We start from the raw sequence: 21,634 nt of genomic DNA on the forward strand, positions 1-21,634 counted from the left end.
GCACAAAGTCCTAGTATTTTTGTCGGGAAAGAAACATTGATTCCCCCCTGTAGGAGCTGGCTTGCCAGCTCCTACAGGGGATTTCGGTGGATCAGAGGTTTTCGTAGCGATTCATGTCCAGCACGCCCTCTTCCACCGGGTCGGTTTCGTGGACGTACCGGCTGAGGTCGTGGAAATAGAACCAGAATTGTGGATGACTGCGGCGGACTCCCCAACGTTCGACGATTTTCTCGAAGCTGTCGGTATCGTTGGCGCGTTCCATTGCATCGACGAAGGCCGGCACCTGGTCGGCCGGAATGTTGAACATGAAGTTCGGGTAGCTGCTGAGTACACCCGGGAAAATGGTCAGCGTGTCGAGCCCCGGCTGATAGCGCAACGACTCACCGAGCAGGAACGCGACGTTGCTGTGGGCACGGTTGCGCAGCAAGCTGTAGACCTCGCGTTTGCCGCTTGCGGTTTCGATGCGCAACATCGTCGCTTCCGGCAACTGGTCGATGACCTTCAATCCAGCCGCCGGACGCGAAGTGAGGCGACTCAAGGCCTGTTCGGCGCTCTGCAACGCCGGGTCGATATTCGGCCGCGAGCAATACGCGCCTTCGCATCGATTGATCGGATCGGGTTTGGCATTGAGATCGCCGTAACGGGCCAGTAACTGCATGGCGAAGTCGCGCTTGGGGTCTTTCTCGTCGAGTTTCAGCGCGGTCGGCTTGTCGTCATCGATGGCCTCGTAGTCCAGCCACATCTTGAGCCTGCCACTGTTCTGGTACCAATCGTCGAGATAGCCGTCCCGCGAATTGGCCGGCATCAGGCGCAGGAAGTTCTGCTCGGCGCCGTTACGGATCAGGTCGAAGTACAGACGGGTCTGGGCCTGATGGGAAACGTTGCCGAACACGTCGAAGTTCACCGCCAGTTGATAGTAGGTGCGCTCCAGCAGCGGAAAGTCGAACAGCCACATCGTTTGCGGCACATCGCCGATCAGGCCCTTGTTCACCGAGGCACTGTCGAAGTGCCGAAAAATGCTCAACAGTGCGTTGTCATTCCCCGCCCACAAGGTCGACCAACTGGGCGCCGGTGCTTCAGCGTAGCTGTCCCGGCGCAGCGCTTCGTACTCGTTACGTTTGTCGCGATAGTCATGCCACAGGCTCAAGACGCTGCCGACGTCATCGTTCTGCCCCGGCATGGCCAGCAACGGCGTCGCCTGGCCGCGGTAGTTCGGGTCGATGATATAGAGGTCATGTTCCGGGGCCTGGAACATCGCCCAGAAGTTATCGCGGATCACGTCCGTGGCAATCTGGCCACGGCACACCGGGCCGCGAATGAAGGTGCGCACGAAGTACTCGGCGTTGTCGAGCATGAACTGGTAGCGCGCCTGCGCCGGGATTGCTTCAAACGTCGCAAACGGATTGGCCCGCCGCTCCGGCCCGTAACCGGGCAAGGCGTTGACCTGCCAGTTGCCGGTATAGAACAGGCTATTCACCCGCGCCATCTTCGCCGCACTCAGCGGATAGGTGATGTGGGTCTTCTGCACAATCACGCCCTGCACCGGCCACAGGCGGTAATACACCTGAGTGCCGGGATCGTCATTCGGACGGCGTGTACTGATCAGATCAATAGGCTGGCCGGTTGGCGTACGTGAGCGCACCCACTGGAAGAAGTGCCCTGGCTCGCCGTCCTTGAAGTAGATATGTGCAAGAAACCAGTGCTCGAACAGCCAGCGCGCCACCAGGCTGTGCCGGGAGCCGGGCGCGTTAAGCAGGTTTTCCCACTGCACCACTTGCAACGCTTCTTTCGCGCTCGGCACCAGCCCCTGCTCATCAATCGGCGCACCCGACGCCAGCCAGCGTTGCAGCGTCTGGTATTGCTGATCGGTCAGGCCAGTCACTGCCAGCGGCATGCCCTCTTTGGGATGCGCACTGGCGTAACCGTCGAATTGCGCCGGCGTGGCGCACATGTTTTCCCGATTCAGTCCCAGCACGATGTCTTGTGGCAATTTGGCATTGGGTTGCAATGGGGTGTTGTGGCCCAGTTCAAGCATCCGCGCCATCAACGCGGCCTGACTGCCTTGGGCGTCGAGCACGGGAAAGAAGCCCTTCTGCTGCCAGGCGTGCTTGCCAAAGGCGTCGTAAAACAGCCGGGTCGGGGCTGCGGCGGCGCGGCGATCACCGTCGTAGACCGGGACTTTAGTCGCGCCACGCGCCGCCCCTTCTCCACTGCCGAGGTTGAGCTGACAGGCGGCATCGTTGCATGCATGGCAGGCCACGCACTTTTCGGTAAAGATCGGTTGTATGTCACGGCTGTAGGAAATGGCAGAGGAAATGGCCGGACCTTGCGCAGCGGCGTCCCAGCTTAGAAGCAGCATAAACATGCTGATGATGACGCGATACGACATATCCCTGGTCCCAATCATGAAAAATCGCCGCGATTCTACCGGGTGGACGCCCGTACCAACATGAACGATATTCATGCAAATCCGGCGCATGCTCTAAAAGCGCACAGGTTTGCTATGATTCCGCCCCTTCGTCATGGCCTTTCCGAGTAGTCCAAATGTCCGATCGCAGTGTTCGCCTTCAAGCTCTCAAGCACGCCCTCAAAGAGCGCATCCTGATTCTCGATGGCGGCATGGGCACAATGATCCAGAGCTACAAGCTCGAAGAACAGGATTACCGTGGCAAACGCTTTGCTGACTGGCCAAGCGATGTCAAAGGCAACAACGACCTGTTGGTGCTGACGCGCCCGGACGTGATTGGTGGCATCGAGAAAGCCTACCTGGATGCCGGCGCCGACATTCTGGAAACCAACACCTTCAACGCCACCCAGATTTCCCTGGCCGACTACGGCATGCAAGGCCTGGCTTACGAGTTAAACGTCGAAGGCGCCCGTCTGGCCCGCAAGATCGCCGACGCCAAGACCCGGGAAACCCCGGACAAGCCGCGCTTCGTTGCCGGCGTACTGGGCCCGACCAGCCGCACCTGCTCACTGTCGCCAGACGTGAACAACCCCGGCTACCGCAACGTGACCTTTGATGAACTGGTGGAGAACTATACCGAATCCACCAAGGGCCTGATCGAAGGCGGCGCGGACCTGATCCTGATTGAAACCATCTTCGACACCCTGAATGCCAAAGCGGCGATCTTCGCCGTGCAAGGCGTGTTTGAAGAGCTGGGCATCGAGCTGCCGATCATGATCTCCGGCACCATCACCGATGCCTCCGGCCGTACCCTCTCCGGCCAGACCACCGAAGCGTTCTGGAACTCCGTGGCCCACGCCAAGCCGATCTCGGTCGGCCTGAACTGCGCCCTCGGTGCCAGCGAACTGCGTCCGTACCTGGAAGAGCTGTCGAACAAGGCCGGCACCCATGTGTCCGCGCACCCGAACGCCGGTCTGCCGAACGAATTCGGTGAGTACGACGAACTGCCGGTGGACACCGCCAAGGTCATTGAAGAATTCGCTCAAAGTGGCTTCCTGAACATTGTCGGTGGCTGCTGTGGCACAACGCCGGGGCATATCGAAGCCATCGCCAAAGCCGTGGCCGGTTATGCACCGCGTCAAATTCCCGAAATCCCCAAGGCCTGCCGCCTTTCGGGGCTGGAACCGTTCACCATCGATCGCAGTTCGTTGTTCGTCAACGTCGGCGAACGGACCAACATCACCGGTTCCGCCAAATTCGCCCGCCTGATCCGTGAAGACAATTACACCGAAGCCCTGGAAGTCGCCCTGCAGCAAGTCGAAGCCGGCGCCCAGATAATCGACATCAACATGGACGAAGGGATGCTCGATTCGAAGAAGGCCATGGTGACCTTCCTCAATCTGATTGCCGGCGAGCCGGACATCTCCCGCGTCCCGATCATGATCGACTCCTCGAAATGGGAAGTGATCGAAGCCGGCCTGAAATGCATCCAGGGCAAGGGCATCGTCAACTCGATCAGCATGAAGGAAGGTGTCGAGCAGTTCATTCACCACGCCAAACTGTGCAAGCGCTACGGTGCTGCGGTGGTCGTGATGGCCTTCGACGAAGCCGGCCAGGCCGACACCGAAGCGCGCAAGAAAGAAATCTGCAAACGCTCCTACGACATTCTGGTCAACGAAGTCGGTTTCCCGCCGGAAGACATCATCTTCGACCCGAACATCTTCGCCGTGGCCACCGGCATTGAAGAACACAACAACTATGCCGTCGACTTCATCAACGCCTGCGCCTACATCCGCGACGAACTGCCGTACGCGCTGACCTCGGGCGGCGTGTCCAACGTGTCGTTCTCGTTCCGTGGCAACAACCCGGTGCGTGAGGCGATTCACTCGGTGTTCCTGCTGTATGCGATCCGCAACGGCCTGACCATGGGCATCGTCAACGCCGGTCAGCTGGAGATCTACGACCAGATCCCGCAAGAGCTGCGCGATGCCGTCGAAGACGTGATCCTCAACCGCACTCCGGAAGGCACCGACTCCCTCCTCGCCATTGCCGACAAGTACAAGGGCGACGGCAGCGTCAAGGAAGCCGAGACCGAAGAATGGCGCGGCTGGCCAGTCAACAAGCGTCTGGAGCATGCACTGGTCAAGGGCATCACCACGCACATCGTTGAAGACACCGAAGAATCGCGCCAGTCGTTCGCTCGTCCGATCGAAGTGATCGAAGGCCCTCTGATGTCCGGCATGAACATTGTCGGCGACCTGTTCGGCGCCGGCAAAATGTTCCTGCCGCAGGTGGTGAAATCCGCCCGCGTGATGAAGCAGGCCGTGGCCCACTTGATCCCGTTCATCGAACTGGAAAAAGGCGACAAACCGGAAGCCAAGGGCAAGATCCTGATGGCGACGGTCAAAGGCGACGTGCACGACATCGGCAAGAACATCGTCGGCGTTGTCCTGGGCTGTAACGGCTACGACATCGTCGACCTTGGCGTGATGGTCCCGGCAGAAAAGATCCTGCAAGTAGCCAAGGAGCAGAAGTGCGACATCATCGGCCTGTCCGGCCTGATCACGCCTTCGCTGGATGAAATGGTCCACGTCGCCCGCGAAATGCAGCGTCAGGACTTCTACCTGCCGTTGATGATCGGTGGCGCGACCACCTCCAAAGCGCACACGGCGGTGAAAATCGAGCCCAAGTACAGCAACGACGCGGTGATCTACGTCACCGATGCCTCCCGCGCCGTCGGCGTGGCGACACAATTGCTGTCCAAGGAACTGAAACCGGCGTTCGTCGAAAAAACCCGCCTGGAATACATCGACGTTCGCGAACGCACGGCCAACCGCAGTGCACGCACCGAACGCCTGAGCTACCCGGCGGCCATCGCCAAGAAGCCACAGTTCGACTGGGGTACTTACGAACCGGTCAAACCGAGGTTTACCGGCTCCAAAGTGCTGGACAACATCGACCTCAAGGTTCTGGCCGAATACATCGACTGGACGCCGTTCTTTATTTCCTGGGACCTGGCCGGCAAATTTCCGCGCATTCTCGAAGACGAAGTCGTCGGTGAAGCCGCGACCTCGCTGTACGCCGATGCCCAGGAAATGCTCGCCAAGCTGATCGACGAAAAACTCATCAGCGCCCGTGCAGTGTTCGGCTTCTGGCCGGCCAACCAGGTGCGAGACGATGACATTGAAGTCTACGGCGATGATGGCAAGGCAATTGCCAAGTTGCACCATCTGCGTCAGCAGATCATCAAGACCGATGGCAAGCCGAACTTCTCCCTGGCCGACTTTGTCGCGCCGAAGGACAGCGAAGTCATCGACTATGTGGGCGGGTTCATCACCACCGCCGGCATCGGCGCTGAAGAAGTGGCCAAGGCCTATCAGGACGCCGGCGACGATTACAACTCGATCATGGTCAAGGCACTCGCCGACCGTCTGGCCGAAGCCTGCGCCGAGTGGCTGCACCAGCAGGTGCGTAAAGACTACTGGGGTTACGCCAAGGACGAGACGCTCGACAACGAGGCGCTGATCAAAGAGCAATACACCGGCATCCGCCCTGCTCCGGGCTACCCGGCGTGCCCGGATCACACCGAGAAGTCCACGCTGTTCAAACTGTTGGATCCGGAAGCTGAAGAGATGAAGGCCGGTCGTAGCGGCGTGTTCCTCACCGAGCACTACGCGATGTTCCCGGCGGCAGCGGTCAGTGGCTGGTACTTCGCTCACCCGCAGGCGCAGTACTTTGCCGTGGGCAAGATCGACAAGGATCAGGTGCAGAGCTACACGTCGCGTAAAGGTCAGGAGCTGAGCGTGACCGAGCGTTGGTTGGCGCCAAACCTTGGTTACGACAACTAAGTCAGCTACCTGGCCACACTACTGTGGCCAGCGGAGATCCCCCTGTGGGAGCGAGCCTGCTCGCGAAAGCGGCCTGACAGTCAACATTGTTTTGACTGAAGGGGCCCCATCGCGAGCAGGCCCGCTCCCAGTTGTTTCCCACATTTGTTTGTGTCAGCCGTAGGTCTATGCTTATGGCTCAAACACACGTGACGAGGGATTTATGGACGATCCAGTCGACAACAAGCCGCCAACCTTCTGGCAGATGCTGCACAGCGTCATGGCCGCCGCGTTCGGGGTGCAGAGCGGAAAGAACCGGGCCCGGGATTTCACTCACGGCAAACCGAGTCATTTCGTGATTCTGGGGATTTTATTCACCGCAGTGTTCGCGTTGACCCTGTATGGCATCGTCCAGCTGGTGGTGCATCTGGCCGGGGTTTAGCGCATCAACGTTTGCAGGTTGAACGGGTAACGATAGGACGTTGGCTGTCCTTTAGCCGACATACGACGAAAATTCACACCGTATTCTGGCGAATCACCCTTGGCCAGCATTCGCTTGGCTGTCGCCTTGTCCACGAGTTGCAGAAGCGACACCTGCCGATCACGGCCGCCGTACTGGCTGAGCTCCACGCCCTGATCCACATCATGCAACTGCACCAGCGCCCAGCCGCCCAACGTGAAGTGCCCGCCCAACAACACGCTCAGCGTGCCATCGACTTTCGCCTGTAATGCGGCGGGCGAGGTATTGATTGCGCTGAACAAGGCGTCCTTGCCGGGTACACCGCCCGTTTCCGCAAACGCCTGCATTGCGCCGAAGGCCATTTCGTCGTTGGCTGACCATATCAGCGAGACCTTCGGATAGCGCCGAAGCAGCAGTTTCGCCTGTTCATAGGCGCGTTCACGGGTCCAGCCGCTGTAAACCATTTGCCGCAAACGCACTTCCGGATGTTCGGCCAGCGCTCGCATCATGCCTTGCTCGCGCAGTTGCGCCGAGGACGTGGTCTTCAGACCGGAAAAGGCCAGCAGTTCGATGTCCTGACCGGGTGCGGCCGGTGGATGCTGGCGAATCAACTCCTTGAGCATCAGGTAGCCGCCCTCCTCGTCATTAGGCACCAGACTGCCCAAGCGATCGGGACGGTCACCCAGCAGGCTCAATTGATTGGCGGTCAGCGACGAGTTGACCATAAACAACTTCACGCCGCTGCCCTGTGCCAGTCGCAGGATCTGCGGTGCAACGTACTGTTCGTTGACGAACACCAGATAGTCCGGCCGGTCGGGCCCCTGCAACGCCTGGCGTGCTTGCGCCACGGTGAGTTCGGGCATGCGCTGGGAATAGAGAATCTGCAAGTCGATGCCCAAATCGCGGGCCGCTGCCTGCATGAATTGCGAGTAGCTGATCCAGAAGCCTTCCTGGGCCTTCCCCGGACTCAGGAACAACACCGACTCCGCACGCGTAGCCGGTCCATAACCCACGCCCAGCATCAGCAGGAAGATGTAGAAAACTTTCAACATTAACGTCCGAGCCCCCGGAAACACCGCCGCGCATTATAGCCAGTGAGGTTCCGTAAAACGGCGTTTATTACGGTTTTTGTCCGACAATCGTCGGAATGGGACCCGGACGGGGTCGGTTATTGATGGCTGACCCAGAATACCGCCGTGCCCACGACCAGGATGATCAGAAACAAGATCGCCCAAGCATCGACCGTACTGTCAGGCTTTGTAGCTTTGGTAGGGTTGCTCATTGCATCGCCTCTTGTCGGTTTTATCGGTGATTGCACAAAGACTCGACCACAGTAAAGACGACGATTGCCCGCACCACAAATAAGGGTTTGGTCATAACGCTTCCTGTTAGTCACTTTGGTTCTTTACATATACTCAAACATCACTTTTGCGCATAACCGCAAACTGGTATCTTGCCCCGGCTCCGTAGGGAGAGCGCGGCCGTGCGCGCAGAATTGCAGAGGTTCTTGGACTGCGGCAAACACAAAAACGCAGCGGTATCCGAGCGACCCAAGCCTGAGAACAGGACTTATATGTACGTATACGACGAATACGATCAGCGGATCATCGAGGACCGCGTCAAGCAGTTCCGTGATCAGACCCGACGCTATCTGGCAGGGGAGCTGAGCGAAGAAGAATTCCGCCCCCTGCGCTTGCAAAACGGGCTATATATCCAGCGTTTCGCGCCGATGTTGCGAGTGGCGGTGCCTTACGGCCAACTGACTTCGCGCCAAGTGCGGATGATGGCCAAAATTGCCCGCGACTATGATAAGGGCTATGCCCACATCAGCACCCGGCAGAACGTGCAGTTCAACTGGCCGGCCGTGGAAGACATTCCGGACATTCTCGCTGAACTGGCGACCGTGCAGATGCACGCGATCCAGACCAGCGGCAACTGCCTGCGCAACGTCACCACCGACCAGTTCGCCGGTGTCGCCGCCGATGAATTGATCGATCCGCGCCCATGGTGCGAAATTGTCCGTCAGTGGACTACGTTCCACCCGGAATTCGCCTACCTGCCGCGTAAATTCAAGATCGCGGTCAACGGTTCGACGTCTGACCGTGCCGCCATCGAAGTCCATGACATTGGCCTTGAGCCGGTGCACAACGCCGCAGGCGAGTTGGGCTTCCGTGTATTGGTCGGTGGTGGTCTCGGCCGTACGCCGGTGGTGGGTGCGTTCATCAATGAATTCCTGCCGTGGCAAGACCTGTTGAGCTACCTCGACGCCATCCTGCGGGTCTACAACCGCTATGGCCGTCGCGACAACAAGTACAAGGCGCGAATCAAGATTCTGGTCAAGGCGCTGACGCCTGAAGTCTTCGCACAAAAGGTCGACGCGGAAATGGAACACCTTCGTGGTGGCCAGACAACGCTGACCGAGGCTGAAGTGCATCGCGTCGCCAAGCACTTCGTTGACCCGGACTACAAGGCCCTGGACAACCAGGCCGCCGAACTGGCCGAGCTCGACCAGCAGCACCCAGGCTTCGCCCGTTGGCGCACCCGCAATACCTTGGCCCACAAGAAACCGGGTTATGTGGCGGTGACCCTGTCCCTGAAGCCGACCGGCGTTGCACCGGGCGACATCACCGACAAGCAGCTCGACGCCGTGGCCGACCTGGCCGACCGTTACAGCTACGGTCAACTACGCACATCCCACGAACAGAACATCATTCTGGCCGACGTTGAACAGTCCCGACTGTTCGCGATGTGGGGCGAGTTGCGCGAACAAGGTTTCGCCACGCCGAACATTGGCTTGCTGACCGACATCATCTGCTGCCCTGGCGGTGATTTCTGCTCGCTGGCCAACGCCAAGTCGATCCCGATTGCCGAATCGATCCAGCGTCGTTTCGATGACCTGGACTACCTGTTCGACATCGGCGAACTGGACCTGAACATCTCCGGTTGCATGAACGCCTGTGGTCACCACCACGTCGGCCACATCGGCATCCTCGGGGTGGACAAGAAAGGCGAAGAGTTTTACCAGGTGTCCCTCGGTGGCAGCGCCAGCCGTGACGCCAGCCTGGGCAAGATCCTCGGCCCGTCCTTTGCCCAGGAAGCCATGCCTGACGTGATCGAAAAGCTGATCGACGTGTACATCGAACAACGTACCGAAGACGAACGCTTCATCGACACCTATCAGCGTATTGGCATCGACCTCTTCAAGGAGCGCGTCTATGCAGCGAATCATTAAGAACAACGAAGTCGTCGACGAAACCTGGCACCTGCTGCCCAAGGATTTCAACATCGACGAGATCAGCAACTGCGACGACCTCATCGTCCCCCTGCAGCTGTGGCGCGAACACAGCCGTATGCTCAAGGCCCGCGACGGTGGCTTGGGCGTGTGGCTGGATGCCGATGAAGAAGCCGAAGAAATCGGTGAAGACGCGGAGCAGTTCCAGGTCATCGCCCTGAACTTCCCGGCCTTTACCGATGGCCGCAACTACTCCAACGCCCGCCTGCTGCGTGACCGTTACGGTTTCAAAGGCGAATTGCGGGCCATTGGCGATGTGCTGCGCGATCAGTTGTTCTACATGCATCGCTGCGGTTTCGATGCGTTCGCGGTCCGCCCCGACAAAGACCCGTACGAAGCCCTGGAAGGTCTCAAGGACTTCTCGGTAACGTATCAGGCCGCCACCGACGAACCGCTGCCGCTGTTCCGTCGTCGCTGATGGTCAAGCCTTGAACCCCTTTCGGGGTTCAAGGCTCCCCTCCAGCTTTAAGTTAAAGATTGGCACGATCCTCCAGCGCCTTGAAAGCCGCCATCGGATGATCAAAGCGTCCGCTGCTGCTGCTCAATCGATCCCACATTTCCTGCGAAGCGTCCGCCTCGTCCAACAATCGCCAGACTCGTGTTTGTAGCGACAGATAGCGGACTTGAAAGTCGGCCGTCAGGCTCAGCCTGTCCATGATCGCTAAAAACCGTGTGCCATTGGGCTTGCCTGCCAGTCGCTGCCAAAGGGCTTGTCGTGACTGTTGCAACGCTGCGTCGTAGTCTCGCAGCCATACCCTCGGCGAGCCATTGCCGGCGCCGGGCGCGCTGAGCCATAAATTAATGCCCGTTTGCTCTCGATGGCTGACCAATCGGCGCAGCGTGTCTTCGTCTGTCAGCGGATTGCCCAATAGCAGCACACGATCATCTTCGACTGCCTGGTTTATGACCGCTGGCGGTACCCGGGTGATCTGGTTGTCACGCAAATCCAGCGACGTCAGATAGGGCTCCTCCCTGATACCGATCGGGCATCGGGTGATTTGAGTGTTTCTCAGGTTGAGCTGACGCAGATCGTTCATGCCGATCACCAACGGCGGCACGACCAAGGGGTTGTCGCTCAAGTCCAGCGTTTGCAGATGGGTCAGATCACGCAGTTGTGAGGCGGCACTGTCAGTGAATACCAGCTGTGTTGCTTGCAGGTTGAGTGTACGAAGACGTGTCAATCGACCAATCGCCGAAGGTAAGGAACGACCCGCGTCGCCTGCCACGAAGAAATGACGCAAGTCCACATTGTCCAGATTCAAAGTTTCCAGATTGGGGAAACTCTCGATAAACCCGTTCAGACTGTCTTGTTCGGTCAGGTGGAAGCCCTTCATCAACAACTCGGTCACGTCGTCGAACCTCACATTCAACGCAGGCAATCGGTGATAGTTTTCGAAGTTCATATCCAGCGTGGTGCGCGGTCCCGTTCCCCGCTTCTGCCAAATCGCAGTCAATTCCTCCGCAAGCTCAGTCCTGAGCGCACGCTCGTCCTCCATCTCCTCCATCAGGAGCTGGACGTTGTAGGTCGCAACTTGTGCCGGGCTCAAACCCTGCGCGGCCTCATGGCCAAACGTCAGAAACGGAAGGTCCATGTCATGCACATCATCGACAACCTGATCTACCCAACTGCTCAGGTCGGTGTTGAGTTGCTGTAACTGCTGTTTCAACCCATCGATGTAAGCCTGCGTATTATTGCCCGCGCGCTGCAGTGCCTCATCGGCCTGCGCAGCTGTGAAGTCGGGATAAATATCCTTGAGTTGCAACCGCATCATTTCGTGGGTCATGGCTGCGCCTTGAGGTGTCGACGGATAACCACCGCCGCGCAGTCCCTGAGCCTCGAACGTCAGTCTGCTGTCCATCCTTTGTAACCCCAGCAGTGCTTGCGAACGAGGCAGTGCCACGGCGCCGATCTTGAGCCGAAATTCATTGACAGGATTATCAGACACCAGGTGTAACGCCGAGCGCTCATCATCTGACAGGATTCCGAGGACAGCTTCGTAGAGGTCCGATTGTGTACCTTGTTGCTGATAGCGATTTCCCGTCCTGATGATGCTTCGACAGTGAGCGGCATCGAGTGGACCACTGCGGTCCAGCACACGGCCAGCAGACGAGCCATCAAGAATGTCTATTCGAAGATCTTTGGGCCATCCCGGCAGATGCGGCAGCGAATGCAGTGCCAGTGTGTCTGTCTCGGGGTTGTCGATCGAGCGAAGGTAAAAGCCTTCGTAGGCACGGTTGAGCCGGACATGCTGTTGATATTGCCGGGCCTTGCTGTCCAGACGCTTGATCACTTGCCTGACCTCCACAGCGTCGGGCGACGTGCGGATATCTACGCCGTAGCGGTCGAGCATTTGTTCGATGGCGCTTTTGGGAAGCCCGGGATACTGGTGCTGAAACAGCCGGACCCATTCATGCTCCGATTGCTGCAGCGCGGCATAACGACTGTTGAATAACGTGGTTTTCCCAGCCCCACCCAATTCCTGATCGAGCTTGAAGCGGCTGATCGTATCGGCCAGCAACGGCGTCGGTGGCCGGCCGGTGTGCATCAAGCGCAGCATGTCGTCTTCGACCGCGCTGACCTTGCCAATCTGTGCCAGAACTTCATCGCTGAATGACGCCACCGAGGGGCCAATGCCGCGGATCAGTTCCATCCGCGACAGGCCGAAAGGCACAGCCACAACCGCCTCCGTCGGTGTTACGACGATGTGTTCACCTGGCGACAGCGTCTGGGCCTCAGCCCCTTCAACAACGGCATCCCGTACAGCTCCTGCCAGCGGCAGTGCATTGAGCAAGCCAAATACCGTGCGGGTTATGCCCTCTTTACGCTGAACCGAGGTTTCACCGTTCACCGCCTCGTCCAGCCCATAACCGGCGTCGATGAGCCCGGCCAGTGCCAATACACCCTCTCCTCCTGGCACAAACAAGGCCAGTGGCCCGAACCGGTTTATCCATTTCACGACCGGTTCGACAACCGCGCTCAAATTGTCGCGGTTGACTTGTGCATCGTCCCGGATGGTTTTGGCGCTTTCACGGGCAGCCTGCTTCATGGTCAAAACCAATTGTGCAAACGGATCAGTCGCGGGTGGCTGATCGTCGAAGCCGATGTACTCGGCGGGATCCCAATAGCCATCATTGTTGAAGAACCCGGCATTGTTGGTCAGCCAGTGCTTTCGGGGGTAAATCGCCATGGCGTCCAGCGCCGTCAGCACACCGGCGTGGAACGTGCCGTCCTGTCGGTCGTCGTCGGCAAAATGAGCAGCCAGCGCCTGTTTCGTGGCACTGGCATGGCTCTGTTTCACCACCCACTGGTGCAACTGCGATACGTCGGCGAAGTCATGTAGCGGTGAAGAGTTGCCCGGGATGTACATCAACACTCGGGGGCTGGCGGCGACACGAAAGGTCCAGATGTCAGTTGCGGTGTAGCGATACAGCTTTAAACGGCTCGCCGTAACCGTGGAGGCGATTCGGGTCGGTGCTTGCAATGGTTCGATCGTCAGCGTTTCCCATGCCTGACTCACCGGCAAACCTGCTACCTGCATGGCCAGTTCCAACCCCTTTTTACTCAGGCGTTGCTCATGCCGCTGCAGCCAGGCGCTCATGACAAATGCCGCTTTGACCGAGGTCCTCAGCGCATAGGGTTGTGGTGCAACGAGCACGTCGTCGGACGGCCAGGCCTGATCGAGATATGCCTTGTACAAACCCTGCAAATCCAGCTCCCAGACCCACTTCTTGAAATGTGCAGGTTTTATGCCGAGCTGCGTCGACGGCCCATAGGTTTGCGGGGACGTCAGGCAATAAATGCCTTCATAGGTCTGATGATTACCGCTGCCGTGGTCAGCGAACTCGTCGACTTTCTGCACGATTTGAACGGACGGTCCGATGTCCGGCGGTGTGTAAAAGCCAAACGCGCTTTCCGCAAAACGTCCGTCGCCCACGGTTTGATAATTCGAAAGCAACGCTTGCAACAGCGATTGCGAGCTCGCCACTTGCCCCTGCTGGAGGCCGTCCTTTGCAGGATGGCCCTTGTAGTTGTAATCGAGCGTGACCAGCAAGGCCGTCTGCGGATCGATATCCGCCCCCCATTTTTCTTTGATCAGGCGTGCCCCGAATTGGCCTGGGGTTTGTGGCAGCGCGATGTGCACGGCGGCGTTGAGCTCGTCGCGCATTCGTAGCGGGCCGGCGACATTGTCATGATGGAGGTCGGTCATGTGCATTCCATTGCGAACATTTGGAACACCACCCTAACCAGTCGCTATCCAATCGGATGCAGGACAGCGACGACGACCGACTTAGGAGATTTCGCCATTTCAGGAAGGAATGTGGACGGCGCCAAATTAAAAAAAACCGGGACATGAGCCCCGGTTGTTTATTAAAGACGACAGGCGCTGACGTTTACCAGAAGCGTTGCTGGGTTAACCGGCTCCACCAGGTCAGCAATACGCGATCGACCGAACCGCTGGCCGCCATGCCAATACGCTCTTGCAGGCTTTTGCGCTCGGAATAGTGCAGGTGAAAGAGCTCGGCATTTTTTGCCCGTTCGGCGAGGTATTCATCGCTGGTTTTGAGCTCGTCGACCAGTTGTTTGTCGAGGGCGGCGACACCGAGCCAGATTTCACCGGTGGCCACTTCATCAATGGCCAGTTGCGGGCGATAGCGGGCGACGAAGTTCTTGAACAGCTGATGGGTAATGTCCAGGTCTTCCTGGAACTTCTCACGACCTTTCTCGGTGTTTTCGCCAAACACGGTCAGGGTGCGTTTGTATTCGCCGGCCGTCAGCACTTCGAAATCGATGTCGTGTTTTTTCAGCAAGCGATTGACGTTAGGCAACTGTGCCACGACACCGATCGAGCCGAGGATCGCGAACGGCGCGCTGATGATCTTCTCGCCGATGCACGCCATCATGTAACCGCCGCTGGCCGCGACCTTGTCGATGCAGATGGTCAATGGCACGCCAGCATTGCGAATCCGCGCCAGTTGCGAGGACGCCAGGCCGTAGCTGTGAACCATGCCGCCGCCGCTTTCCAGACGCAGCACCACTTCATCCTTGGGCGTGGCAAGCGTCAGCAGCGCAGTAATTTCGTGGCGCAGGTTCTCGGTGGCCGAGGCTTTGATGTCGCCGTCGAAATCCAGCACGAACACGCGTTGTTTGGCCTCAGGGGTTTTCTTTTGTTTCTTCTCGGATTTAGCCTGGGACTTGCGCAAAGCCTTGAGCTGGTCCTTGTCGAGCAAGGTTTGCTCCAGGCGTTCGCGCAACCCTTTGTAAAAATCATTCAGTTTGCTGACTTGCAACTGGCCGGCCGATTTGCGTCGACCTTTGCTGCGCAACGCCGCAAAACTGGCCAGGACCACCAGAATGGCGATCACCAGTGTCACGGTTTTGGCCAGAAAGCTGGCGTACTCGGTGAAAAACTCCACAGTGACTCCTTCATAACGATGCGCGGCTTAAACACGCGCGGGATGTGTTCAGCATACCCATGCGCCAGCCCGGCGACCAGCCGTGAAACCTCTGGCAACAGCCCTGCAACAACCATTTCAAACAAGCGTATGTTTTTTCATTGACAGCTCACTGCCATCCTCATAACCTCGCCAAACCTTCAACGTACCGGGACGACGCGGACGTGGGCAGTATCTATTTGATTCGACATGGCCAGGCCTCCTTTGGTGCAGACGACTATGACGTCCTGTCGCCGACCGGTATTCGCCAGGCAGAAATCCTCGGCCAATATCTAATCGAACTGGGTATCAGCTTCGATCGCTGCCTTTCGGGCGACCTGCGCCGCCAGCAACACACCGCCAATAGCGCGATGGAGCAGTACGCAGCCGCAGGACTGCCAGTGCCGACACTGGAAATCGATCCCGCGTTCAATGAGTTCGACGCCGACGCGGCGATCCGCGCGCTGCTGCCGGCCATGCTGGATGACGAGCCCGAGGCTCTGGACATCCTGCGCAACGCCGCGCAAAACCGTGCCGAATTCCAGCGCATCTTTGCCCTGATCATCGAACGCTGGCTCACCGGCTCCTATGACACGCCGGGCCTGGAAAGCTGGTTGGGCTTTGTGGAGCGTGTACATGGCGGACTGCAACGAATTCTGGAAAGCGCCGACAACCATCAGAAAATCGCCGTGTTTACTTCCGGCGGCACCATCACGGCCCTGCTCCACCTCATTACACAAATGCCGGCCAAGCAGGCATTTGAGTTGAACTGGCAAATCGTCAACACCTCGCTTCACCACCTGAAGTTCCGTGGTCGCGAGGTGGCGCTGGCTTCCTTCAACAGTCATGCACACCTGCAACTGCTGAAGGCCCCGGAACTCATCACGTTTCGCTGAGTCCGGACTATTGTGACCCTGGCTGTAATCACCCAGCTCTAATTACCCAAGAAAGGATCGAACCATGACCTCCGTAGCTGATGCCGTACAAGCAATGAAAGCCAAGTTCAACCCAGCCGCTGCTGCCGGTCTGGACCTGGTTTTCGGTTTCCGCATCGACGACACCAAGAACTTCTCGTTGATCGTCAAAGACAGCACCTGCGAGCTGCAAGAAGGCGAAAACCCTGACGCCCAGGTCACTTTGGTGATGGACGAAGAAACCCTGAAAGGCATCGTCAGCGGCGAAACCGACGGCATGCAAGCGTTCATGGGCGGCAAACTGCGCGCTGAAGGCGACATGATGCTGGCGATGAAACTGTCCGAGCTGTTCCCAAGCTAAGACGGCGGCTCCCGACCTTCGGGGACCTGTCTGGCTATCAACGAATCCCGCCCTTTGTGGCGGGATTCGTCGTTTTCCGCCCCTGGAAAACGCCCCACTGCAGATTCACCGTCTATATTCCTTCTGGCCGCATGTGTCAGACATCAGCTGTTTGCCCCCGACTGATTTTTCGCGGAGCACGGCCATGAGCCCGCCTGACGACTCTGACGGTTTTAACCGCCGACGTGTACTGCAAGGCCTTTCGGCAGGTGCTGTCGGTGCCTGGATCAGCCCGCTATTCGCAGGGAGTAAGACGATGCCCGATACCCCGGCCGACCTCATTCTGTACAACGGACGCCTGCACACCGTTGATCGTAAAAAACCCCAGGCCAGCGCCGTCGCGATCAAGGACGGACGCTTTGTGGTGGTCGGCAGCGATGCCCAGGCCATGGCCCTGCAAGGCCCCGGTACACAAATCATCGACCTGCACGGTCGCACGGTGATTCCCGGCCTCAATGACTCGCACCTGCATTTGATCCGGGGCGGCCTCAATTACAACCTCGAACTGCGCTGGGAAGGCGTGCCGTCACTGGTCGATGCCTTGCGCATGCTCAAGGACCAGGCCGATCGCACCCCCACGCCGCAATGGGTGCGGGTGGTCGGGGGCTGGAACGAGTTCCAGTTTGCCGAAAAGCGCCTGCCAACCCTCGATGAACTGAACAAAGCAGCGCCGGACACCCCGGTGTTCGTCCTGCACCTCTACGACCGCGCCCTGCTCAATCGCGCGGCGTTGAAAGTGGTCGGATATACTCGCGACACACCGAACCCGCCAGGCGGTGAAATCCAGCGCGATGCCAATGGCGATCCCACCGGCATGCTGATCGCCCGGCCGAACGCGATGATTCTCTACTCAACCCTGGCCAAAGGCCCCAAGTTACCGCTGGAATACCAGCTCAACTCAACCCGCCAGTTCATGCGCGAACTCAATCGCCTGGGCATCACCAGCGCCATCGACGCCGGCGGCGGCTATCAGAACTATCCCGACGACTATCAGGTCATCCAGCAACTGGCCAAAGACCAACAACTTACCGTACGCATCGCCTACAACCTGTTCACCCAGAAACCCAAGGAAGAACTGACCGACTTCAAAAACTGGACCAGTACTTCTCTCTACGGCCAGGGCGACGATTTCCTGCGGCACAACGGGGCCGGGGAAATGCTGGTGTTCTCGGCAGCGGATTTCGAAGACTTCCTCGAACCGCGTCCGGACTTGCCGCAGACCATGGAACAAGAACTGGAACCGGTCGTGCGGCATCTGGTAGAACAGCGTTGGCCGTTCCGTTTGCACGCCACCTATAACGAATCGATCAGCCGCATGCTTGATGTGTTCGAGAAGGTAAATCGCGACGTTCCTTTCAACGGTCTGCCGTGGTTTTTCGACCACGCCGAAACGATTACGCCGCAAAACATCGAACGGGTAAAAGCCTTGGGCGGCGGCATTGCAATCCAGGACCGCATGGCGTTTCAGGGCGAGTATTTCGTCGACCGTTACGGTGCCAAAGCCGCCGAACACACGCCGCCCATTGCTCGCATGCTCGCCGAGGGCCTTCCGGTCGGCGCCGGTACGGACGCCACCCGCGTTTCCAGCTACAACCCCTGGACCTCGATGTATTGGTTGGTCAGCGGCCGCACCGTCGGCGGACTGGAGCTGTATCCGCAAGGCTTGAGCCGCGATACGGCGCTGGAACTGTTCACCCACGGCAGCGCCTGGTTCTCTTCAGAGCAGGGCAAGAAAGGCATGATCAAAGTCGGGCAACTGGCTGACTTGATTGCGCTGTCGGCGGATTATTTCCACATCGAGGATGAAGCGATCAAATGGATCGAGTCGGTGCTGACCATTGTCGACGGCAAGATTGTCCACGGCACCCATGAGTTCGAAAAACTCGGGCCGCCGTCAATTCCTGTGGTGCCTGAATGGTCTCCTGTTACCAAGGTGCCGGGGCACTGGAAACATCTGATGCCGATGACAGCGCAGGTGCATCAATGTGCAGGTGCTTGCGCGGTGCATGCGCACAGCCATGAGCGGGCTCGACTGTCGTCAGCGCCGGTCAGTGACTTTCAGGGATTCTGGGGAGCGTTTGGCTGTTCGTGTTTTGCGTTTTGAACAACGATCTGGCGGACGCAGACATTCGAATGTAGGAGCGAGCTTGCTCGCTCCTACAGGGGTTTCGTGTCCGGCCGGAAATCATGGCTGCAACAACAACGCGATCAGGGCACTCCATCCCGTCTGATGGCTCGCCCCCATCCCACGTCCGGTTTCCCCATGAAAATACTCATGGAACAACACCAGATCGCGGCTTGCGGAGTCTGCCTGCAACTGCGGATACGACGCCATTGACGGCCGATTGCCCGTTTCATCGCGCAGGACAAGCCTGGTCAGTCGCTGGCTCAAGCGGTCGGCGACCTCTTCCAGTGACGCCAGGAACCCCGACCCCGTAGGGTATTCCACTGAAAAGTCCTGATCGTAATAGCGATGAAACTCGCGCAAGGATTCGATGAGCATGTAGTTGATCGGCATCCACACCGGCCCGCGCCAGTTCGAATTGCCGCCATACAGCCGGGACTCTGATTCTGCCGGCTCGTAATGAGCACACAGTCGGTCACCGTTGATCAGCAAACCAAAGGGCTGTTCAGCAAAGGCTTTGGACAACGAACGAATCCCGAACGGAGAGAGAAATTCGCTTTCATCGAGCATGCGCCTAAGAAGGTCCTTGGTGCGCTCGCCACGCAACAATGCCAGGAGCATCCGGTTGCCTTCACCCGGTTCGGTCCAGCGAGAAACAAGGCTCGCGAGATCCGGGCGGTGACGCATGAAACCGAGCAAACGCTCACGCAGCCCGGGTAAACCTTCATGCTCGTGTTGCTCCAGCACCTGCACGGCAAACAGCGGCATCAGGCCGACAATCGAGCGTAAACGCAGCGGTTCGTTGACCCCGTCAGGTCGGTGCAATACGTCGTAGAAAAACTGGTCCTGTTCGTCCCATAACCCTTCGACGTCGGAGTCGACCCGATTGATTGCCCCGGCGATGTAAAGGAAATGCTCGAAGAACTTCACCGCAATGTCGACGTACACACTGTTGCGCTTGGCCAACTCCAGCGCGATGCGCATCAGGTCCAGCGCATAAGCGGCCACCCACGCCGTGCCGTCGGCCTGGTCCAGTTGATACCCGGAGGGCAACAACGCCGAACGGTCGAACAATGCGATGTTGTCCAGCCCCAGAAATCCACCCTGAAACAGGTTGCGACCTTCCGCATCCTTACGGTTGACCCACCAGGAAAAGTTCAGCAGCAGTTTGTGGAAAATCCGTTCAAGGAAGTCCATGTCGCCGACGCCCGTCAATGCCTTGTCCTGCTGATACACCCGCCAACACGCCCAGGCATGCACCGGCGGGTTAGCGTCGTCGAAACGCCATTCGTAGGCCGGTAGCTGGCCGTTAGGGTGCATGAAGCGGTCTTTGACCAGCAGCAATAATTGATGCTTGGCAAATCCAGGATCAATCAGCCCGAAAGCCACCGCCTGAAAGCCCAGATCCCACGAGGCGTACCACGGGTATTCCCACGTATCGGGCATGGAGACGATGTCAAAATTCGACAGGTGCCGCCAATGCGTATTACGAATGTGCAAACGTCCGGCAGGTGGCGGAGGTTGTACCGGGTCGCCGTCGAGCCACTGGTTGACGTCGAAGTAATACAGCTGTTTCGACCAGAGCAATCCCGCCAATGCCTGACGCTGAACATTTCGCGCGTCCGAATCATCGATACCGGTTTGCAGGGCCGCGTAAAACTCATCGGTTTCAGCGCGACGCCGCTCGAACAGTATGTTGGCATTGACCCGGGCCGCACCGGTCGGGGCGAAACGCAGGTAGACGCATCGGTTTTGGTCGGCCTCGAACGTCAGGGTGAAATGCGCGGCCACCCGGGTTCCCGTGTCATGGCGAATCGCATCGTTGTTACCAGCAACCAGAAAATCATTGATACCGTCCTTGAATGGACCACTCGCGGCCACACCCTCCAGCTTGGGGAAGTTGCTTTCGTTATTGCAGAACAGCCATTGGCCGTCTTCCTCGCCCCAGGCGCTGGCCTGCCGATCGGCAAGTTGCGGGTGCCGGGCCAGGACCTCATCGCCGCTCAGCGTGAGGCTCGGTTGCTGCACATCCGCCGCCCAACTCCAGGTATTGCGAGCCCACAACTGCGGCAACACGTGCAGCCGTGCTGGCTGATCGGATCGATTGTGCACGGTGACACGCATGAAGATGTCATCTGCCGTGTGCTTGGCGTACTCCACCGTCACGTCGAAATAACGGTTGTCTTCAAACACGCCAGTGTCGAGGATTTCATACTCGGTATCGGCCAAGCCACGGCGGGCATTTTCAGCCACCAGGTCCGCATAAGGGAACTCGGCCTGCGGGTATTTGTAGAGCATGCGCATGTAGGCATGACTGGGCACGCCATCGACGTAGAAATACAGTTCTTTGACGTCCTCGCCGTGATTGCCTTCGGCGTTGTTCAAGCCAAATAAACGCTCTTTGAGAATCGGGTCACGCTCGTTCCATAGGCCCAGTCCCAGGCACCAATGCTGAGCCTTGTCGCAAAACCCGGCAAGCCCGTCCTCGCCCCACCGATAGGCCCGGCTGCGGGCGTGTTCGTGAGGAAAATAGCGCCAGGCATCGCCGTCGGCGCTGTAGTCTTCGCGCACCGTGCCCCACTGACGTTCGCTCAAGTAAGGCCCCCATTCGCGCCATGCCTCGGTATCAGCGCCAGTCAGACGCTGGCCTTCGGTGGTATCGAGGATGTTTGCTGTGTGCTTTGCCGTCATGGGTGGGGTCACAGGGCTAGAGACGTTTGCAGTGTAGTGCGCACGCCCCACCAGCAATGTGAAAACTATGACAACTGCACAAACC

Annotated in this window: 12 protein-coding genes; 7 read left to right on the plus strand and 5 right to left on the minus strand. The window is 58.5% G+C overall.

The features are described from left to right. Positions 1-91: 91 nt before the first annotated feature. On the minus strand, positions 92-2,389 hold the full coding sequence (locus tag AC3ISI_RS14940) for a fatty acid cis/trans isomerase (RefSeq protein WP_489332615.1): 2,298 nt from the start codon (positions 2,387-2,389) through the stop codon (positions 92-94). A gap of 155 nt (positions 2,390-2,544) precedes the next feature. Here AC3ISI_RS14940 and metH point away from each other — a divergent pair, with 155 nt between their 5' ends. Both metH and AC3ISI_RS14950 read left to right on the plus strand, forming a co-directional pair. Next, entirely contained in the window at positions 2,545-6,255 is a 3,711-nt protein-coding gene (gene metH, locus AC3ISI_RS14945) for a methionine synthase (RefSeq protein ID WP_489332616.1), read from the plus strand. A 202-nt stretch (positions 6,256-6,457) separates the two neighbouring features. Next, positions 6,458-6,676 carry a DUF2970 domain-containing protein gene (locus AC3ISI_RS14950; RefSeq protein WP_046820154.1) on the plus strand — a complete coding sequence of 73 codons (219 nt, stop codon included), beginning with the start codon at positions 6,458-6,460 and terminating at the stop codon, positions 6,674-6,676. Here AC3ISI_RS14950 and AC3ISI_RS14955 read toward each other — a convergent pair. Next, positions 6,673-7,746 (minus strand): ABC transporter substrate-binding protein, encoded by a 1,074-nt coding sequence (locus AC3ISI_RS14955; protein ID WP_489332617.1) that lies wholly within the window; start codon positions 7,744-7,746, stop codon positions 6,673-6,675. The genes AC3ISI_RS14950 and AC3ISI_RS14955 overlap by 4 nt on opposite strands. Positions 7,747-8,267: 521 nt before the next feature. Here AC3ISI_RS14955 and AC3ISI_RS14960 point away from each other — a divergent pair. Together AC3ISI_RS14960 and AC3ISI_RS14965 are read left to right on the plus strand one after the other, a co-directional pair. Next, positions 8,268-9,926 carry a nitrite/sulfite reductase gene (locus tag AC3ISI_RS14960; protein ID WP_489332618.1) on the plus strand — a complete coding sequence of 553 codons (1,659 nt, stop codon included), beginning with the start codon at positions 8,268-8,270 and terminating at the stop codon, positions 9,924-9,926. Further along, positions 9,910-10,404, plus strand: coding sequence for a DUF934 domain-containing protein (locus tag AC3ISI_RS14965; protein ID WP_489332619.1), 495 nt, complete (start codon positions 9,910-9,912; stop codon positions 10,402-10,404). Before AC3ISI_RS14960 ends, AC3ISI_RS14965 begins: the two co-directional genes overlap by 17 nt. Before the next feature lie 52 nt (positions 10,405-10,456). On the opposite strand, the gene AC3ISI_RS14970 is transcribed toward AC3ISI_RS14965, so the two are convergent. Beyond that, positions 10,457-14,194: a dermonecrotic toxin domain-containing protein gene (locus AC3ISI_RS14970; RefSeq protein WP_489332620.1), complete on the minus strand. Its 3,738-nt coding sequence runs from the start codon at positions 14,192-14,194 to the stop codon at positions 10,457-10,459. 184 nt (positions 14,195-14,378) lie between these two features. Further along, positions 14,379-15,401: a protease SohB gene (gene sohB / locus AC3ISI_RS14975; protein ID WP_489332621.1), complete on the minus strand. Its 1,023-nt coding sequence runs from the start codon at positions 15,399-15,401 to the stop codon at positions 14,379-14,381. Between the two features lie 203 nt (positions 15,402-15,604). Here sohB and AC3ISI_RS14980 point away from each other — a divergent pair, with 203 nt between their 5' ends. The 3 genes from AC3ISI_RS14980 to AC3ISI_RS14990 all read left to right on the plus strand — a co-directional run bounded on the left by AC3ISI_RS14980 (position 15,605) and on the right by AC3ISI_RS14990 (position 18,837). Then, complete coding sequence (locus AC3ISI_RS14980) at positions 15,605-16,315, plus strand: histidine phosphatase family protein (RefSeq protein ID WP_489332622.1); 711 nt, start codon at positions 15,605-15,607, stop codon at positions 16,313-16,315. 64 nt (positions 16,316-16,379) lie between these two features. Further along, positions 16,380-16,694 carry an SCP2 sterol-binding domain-containing protein gene (locus tag AC3ISI_RS14985; protein ID WP_053160904.1) on the plus strand — a complete coding sequence of 105 codons (315 nt, stop codon included), beginning with the start codon at positions 16,380-16,382 and terminating at the stop codon, positions 16,692-16,694. A gap of 295 nt (positions 16,695-16,989) precedes the next feature. Then, on the plus strand, positions 16,990-18,837 hold the full coding sequence (locus AC3ISI_RS14990) for an amidohydrolase (RefSeq protein ID WP_489337720.1): 1,848 nt from the start codon (positions 16,990-16,992) through the stop codon (positions 18,835-18,837). 81 nt (positions 18,838-18,918) lie between these two features. Here AC3ISI_RS14990 and AC3ISI_RS14995 read toward each other — a convergent pair whose 3' ends face one another. Beyond that, positions 18,919-21,549, minus strand: coding sequence for an MGH1-like glycoside hydrolase domain-containing protein (locus AC3ISI_RS14995; RefSeq protein WP_489332623.1), 2,631 nt, complete (start codon positions 21,547-21,549; stop codon positions 18,919-18,921). Positions 21,550-21,634: the final 85 nt, after the last annotated feature.

It is taken from the genome of Pseudomonas sp. GL_139_B (genome assembly GCF_057834475.1).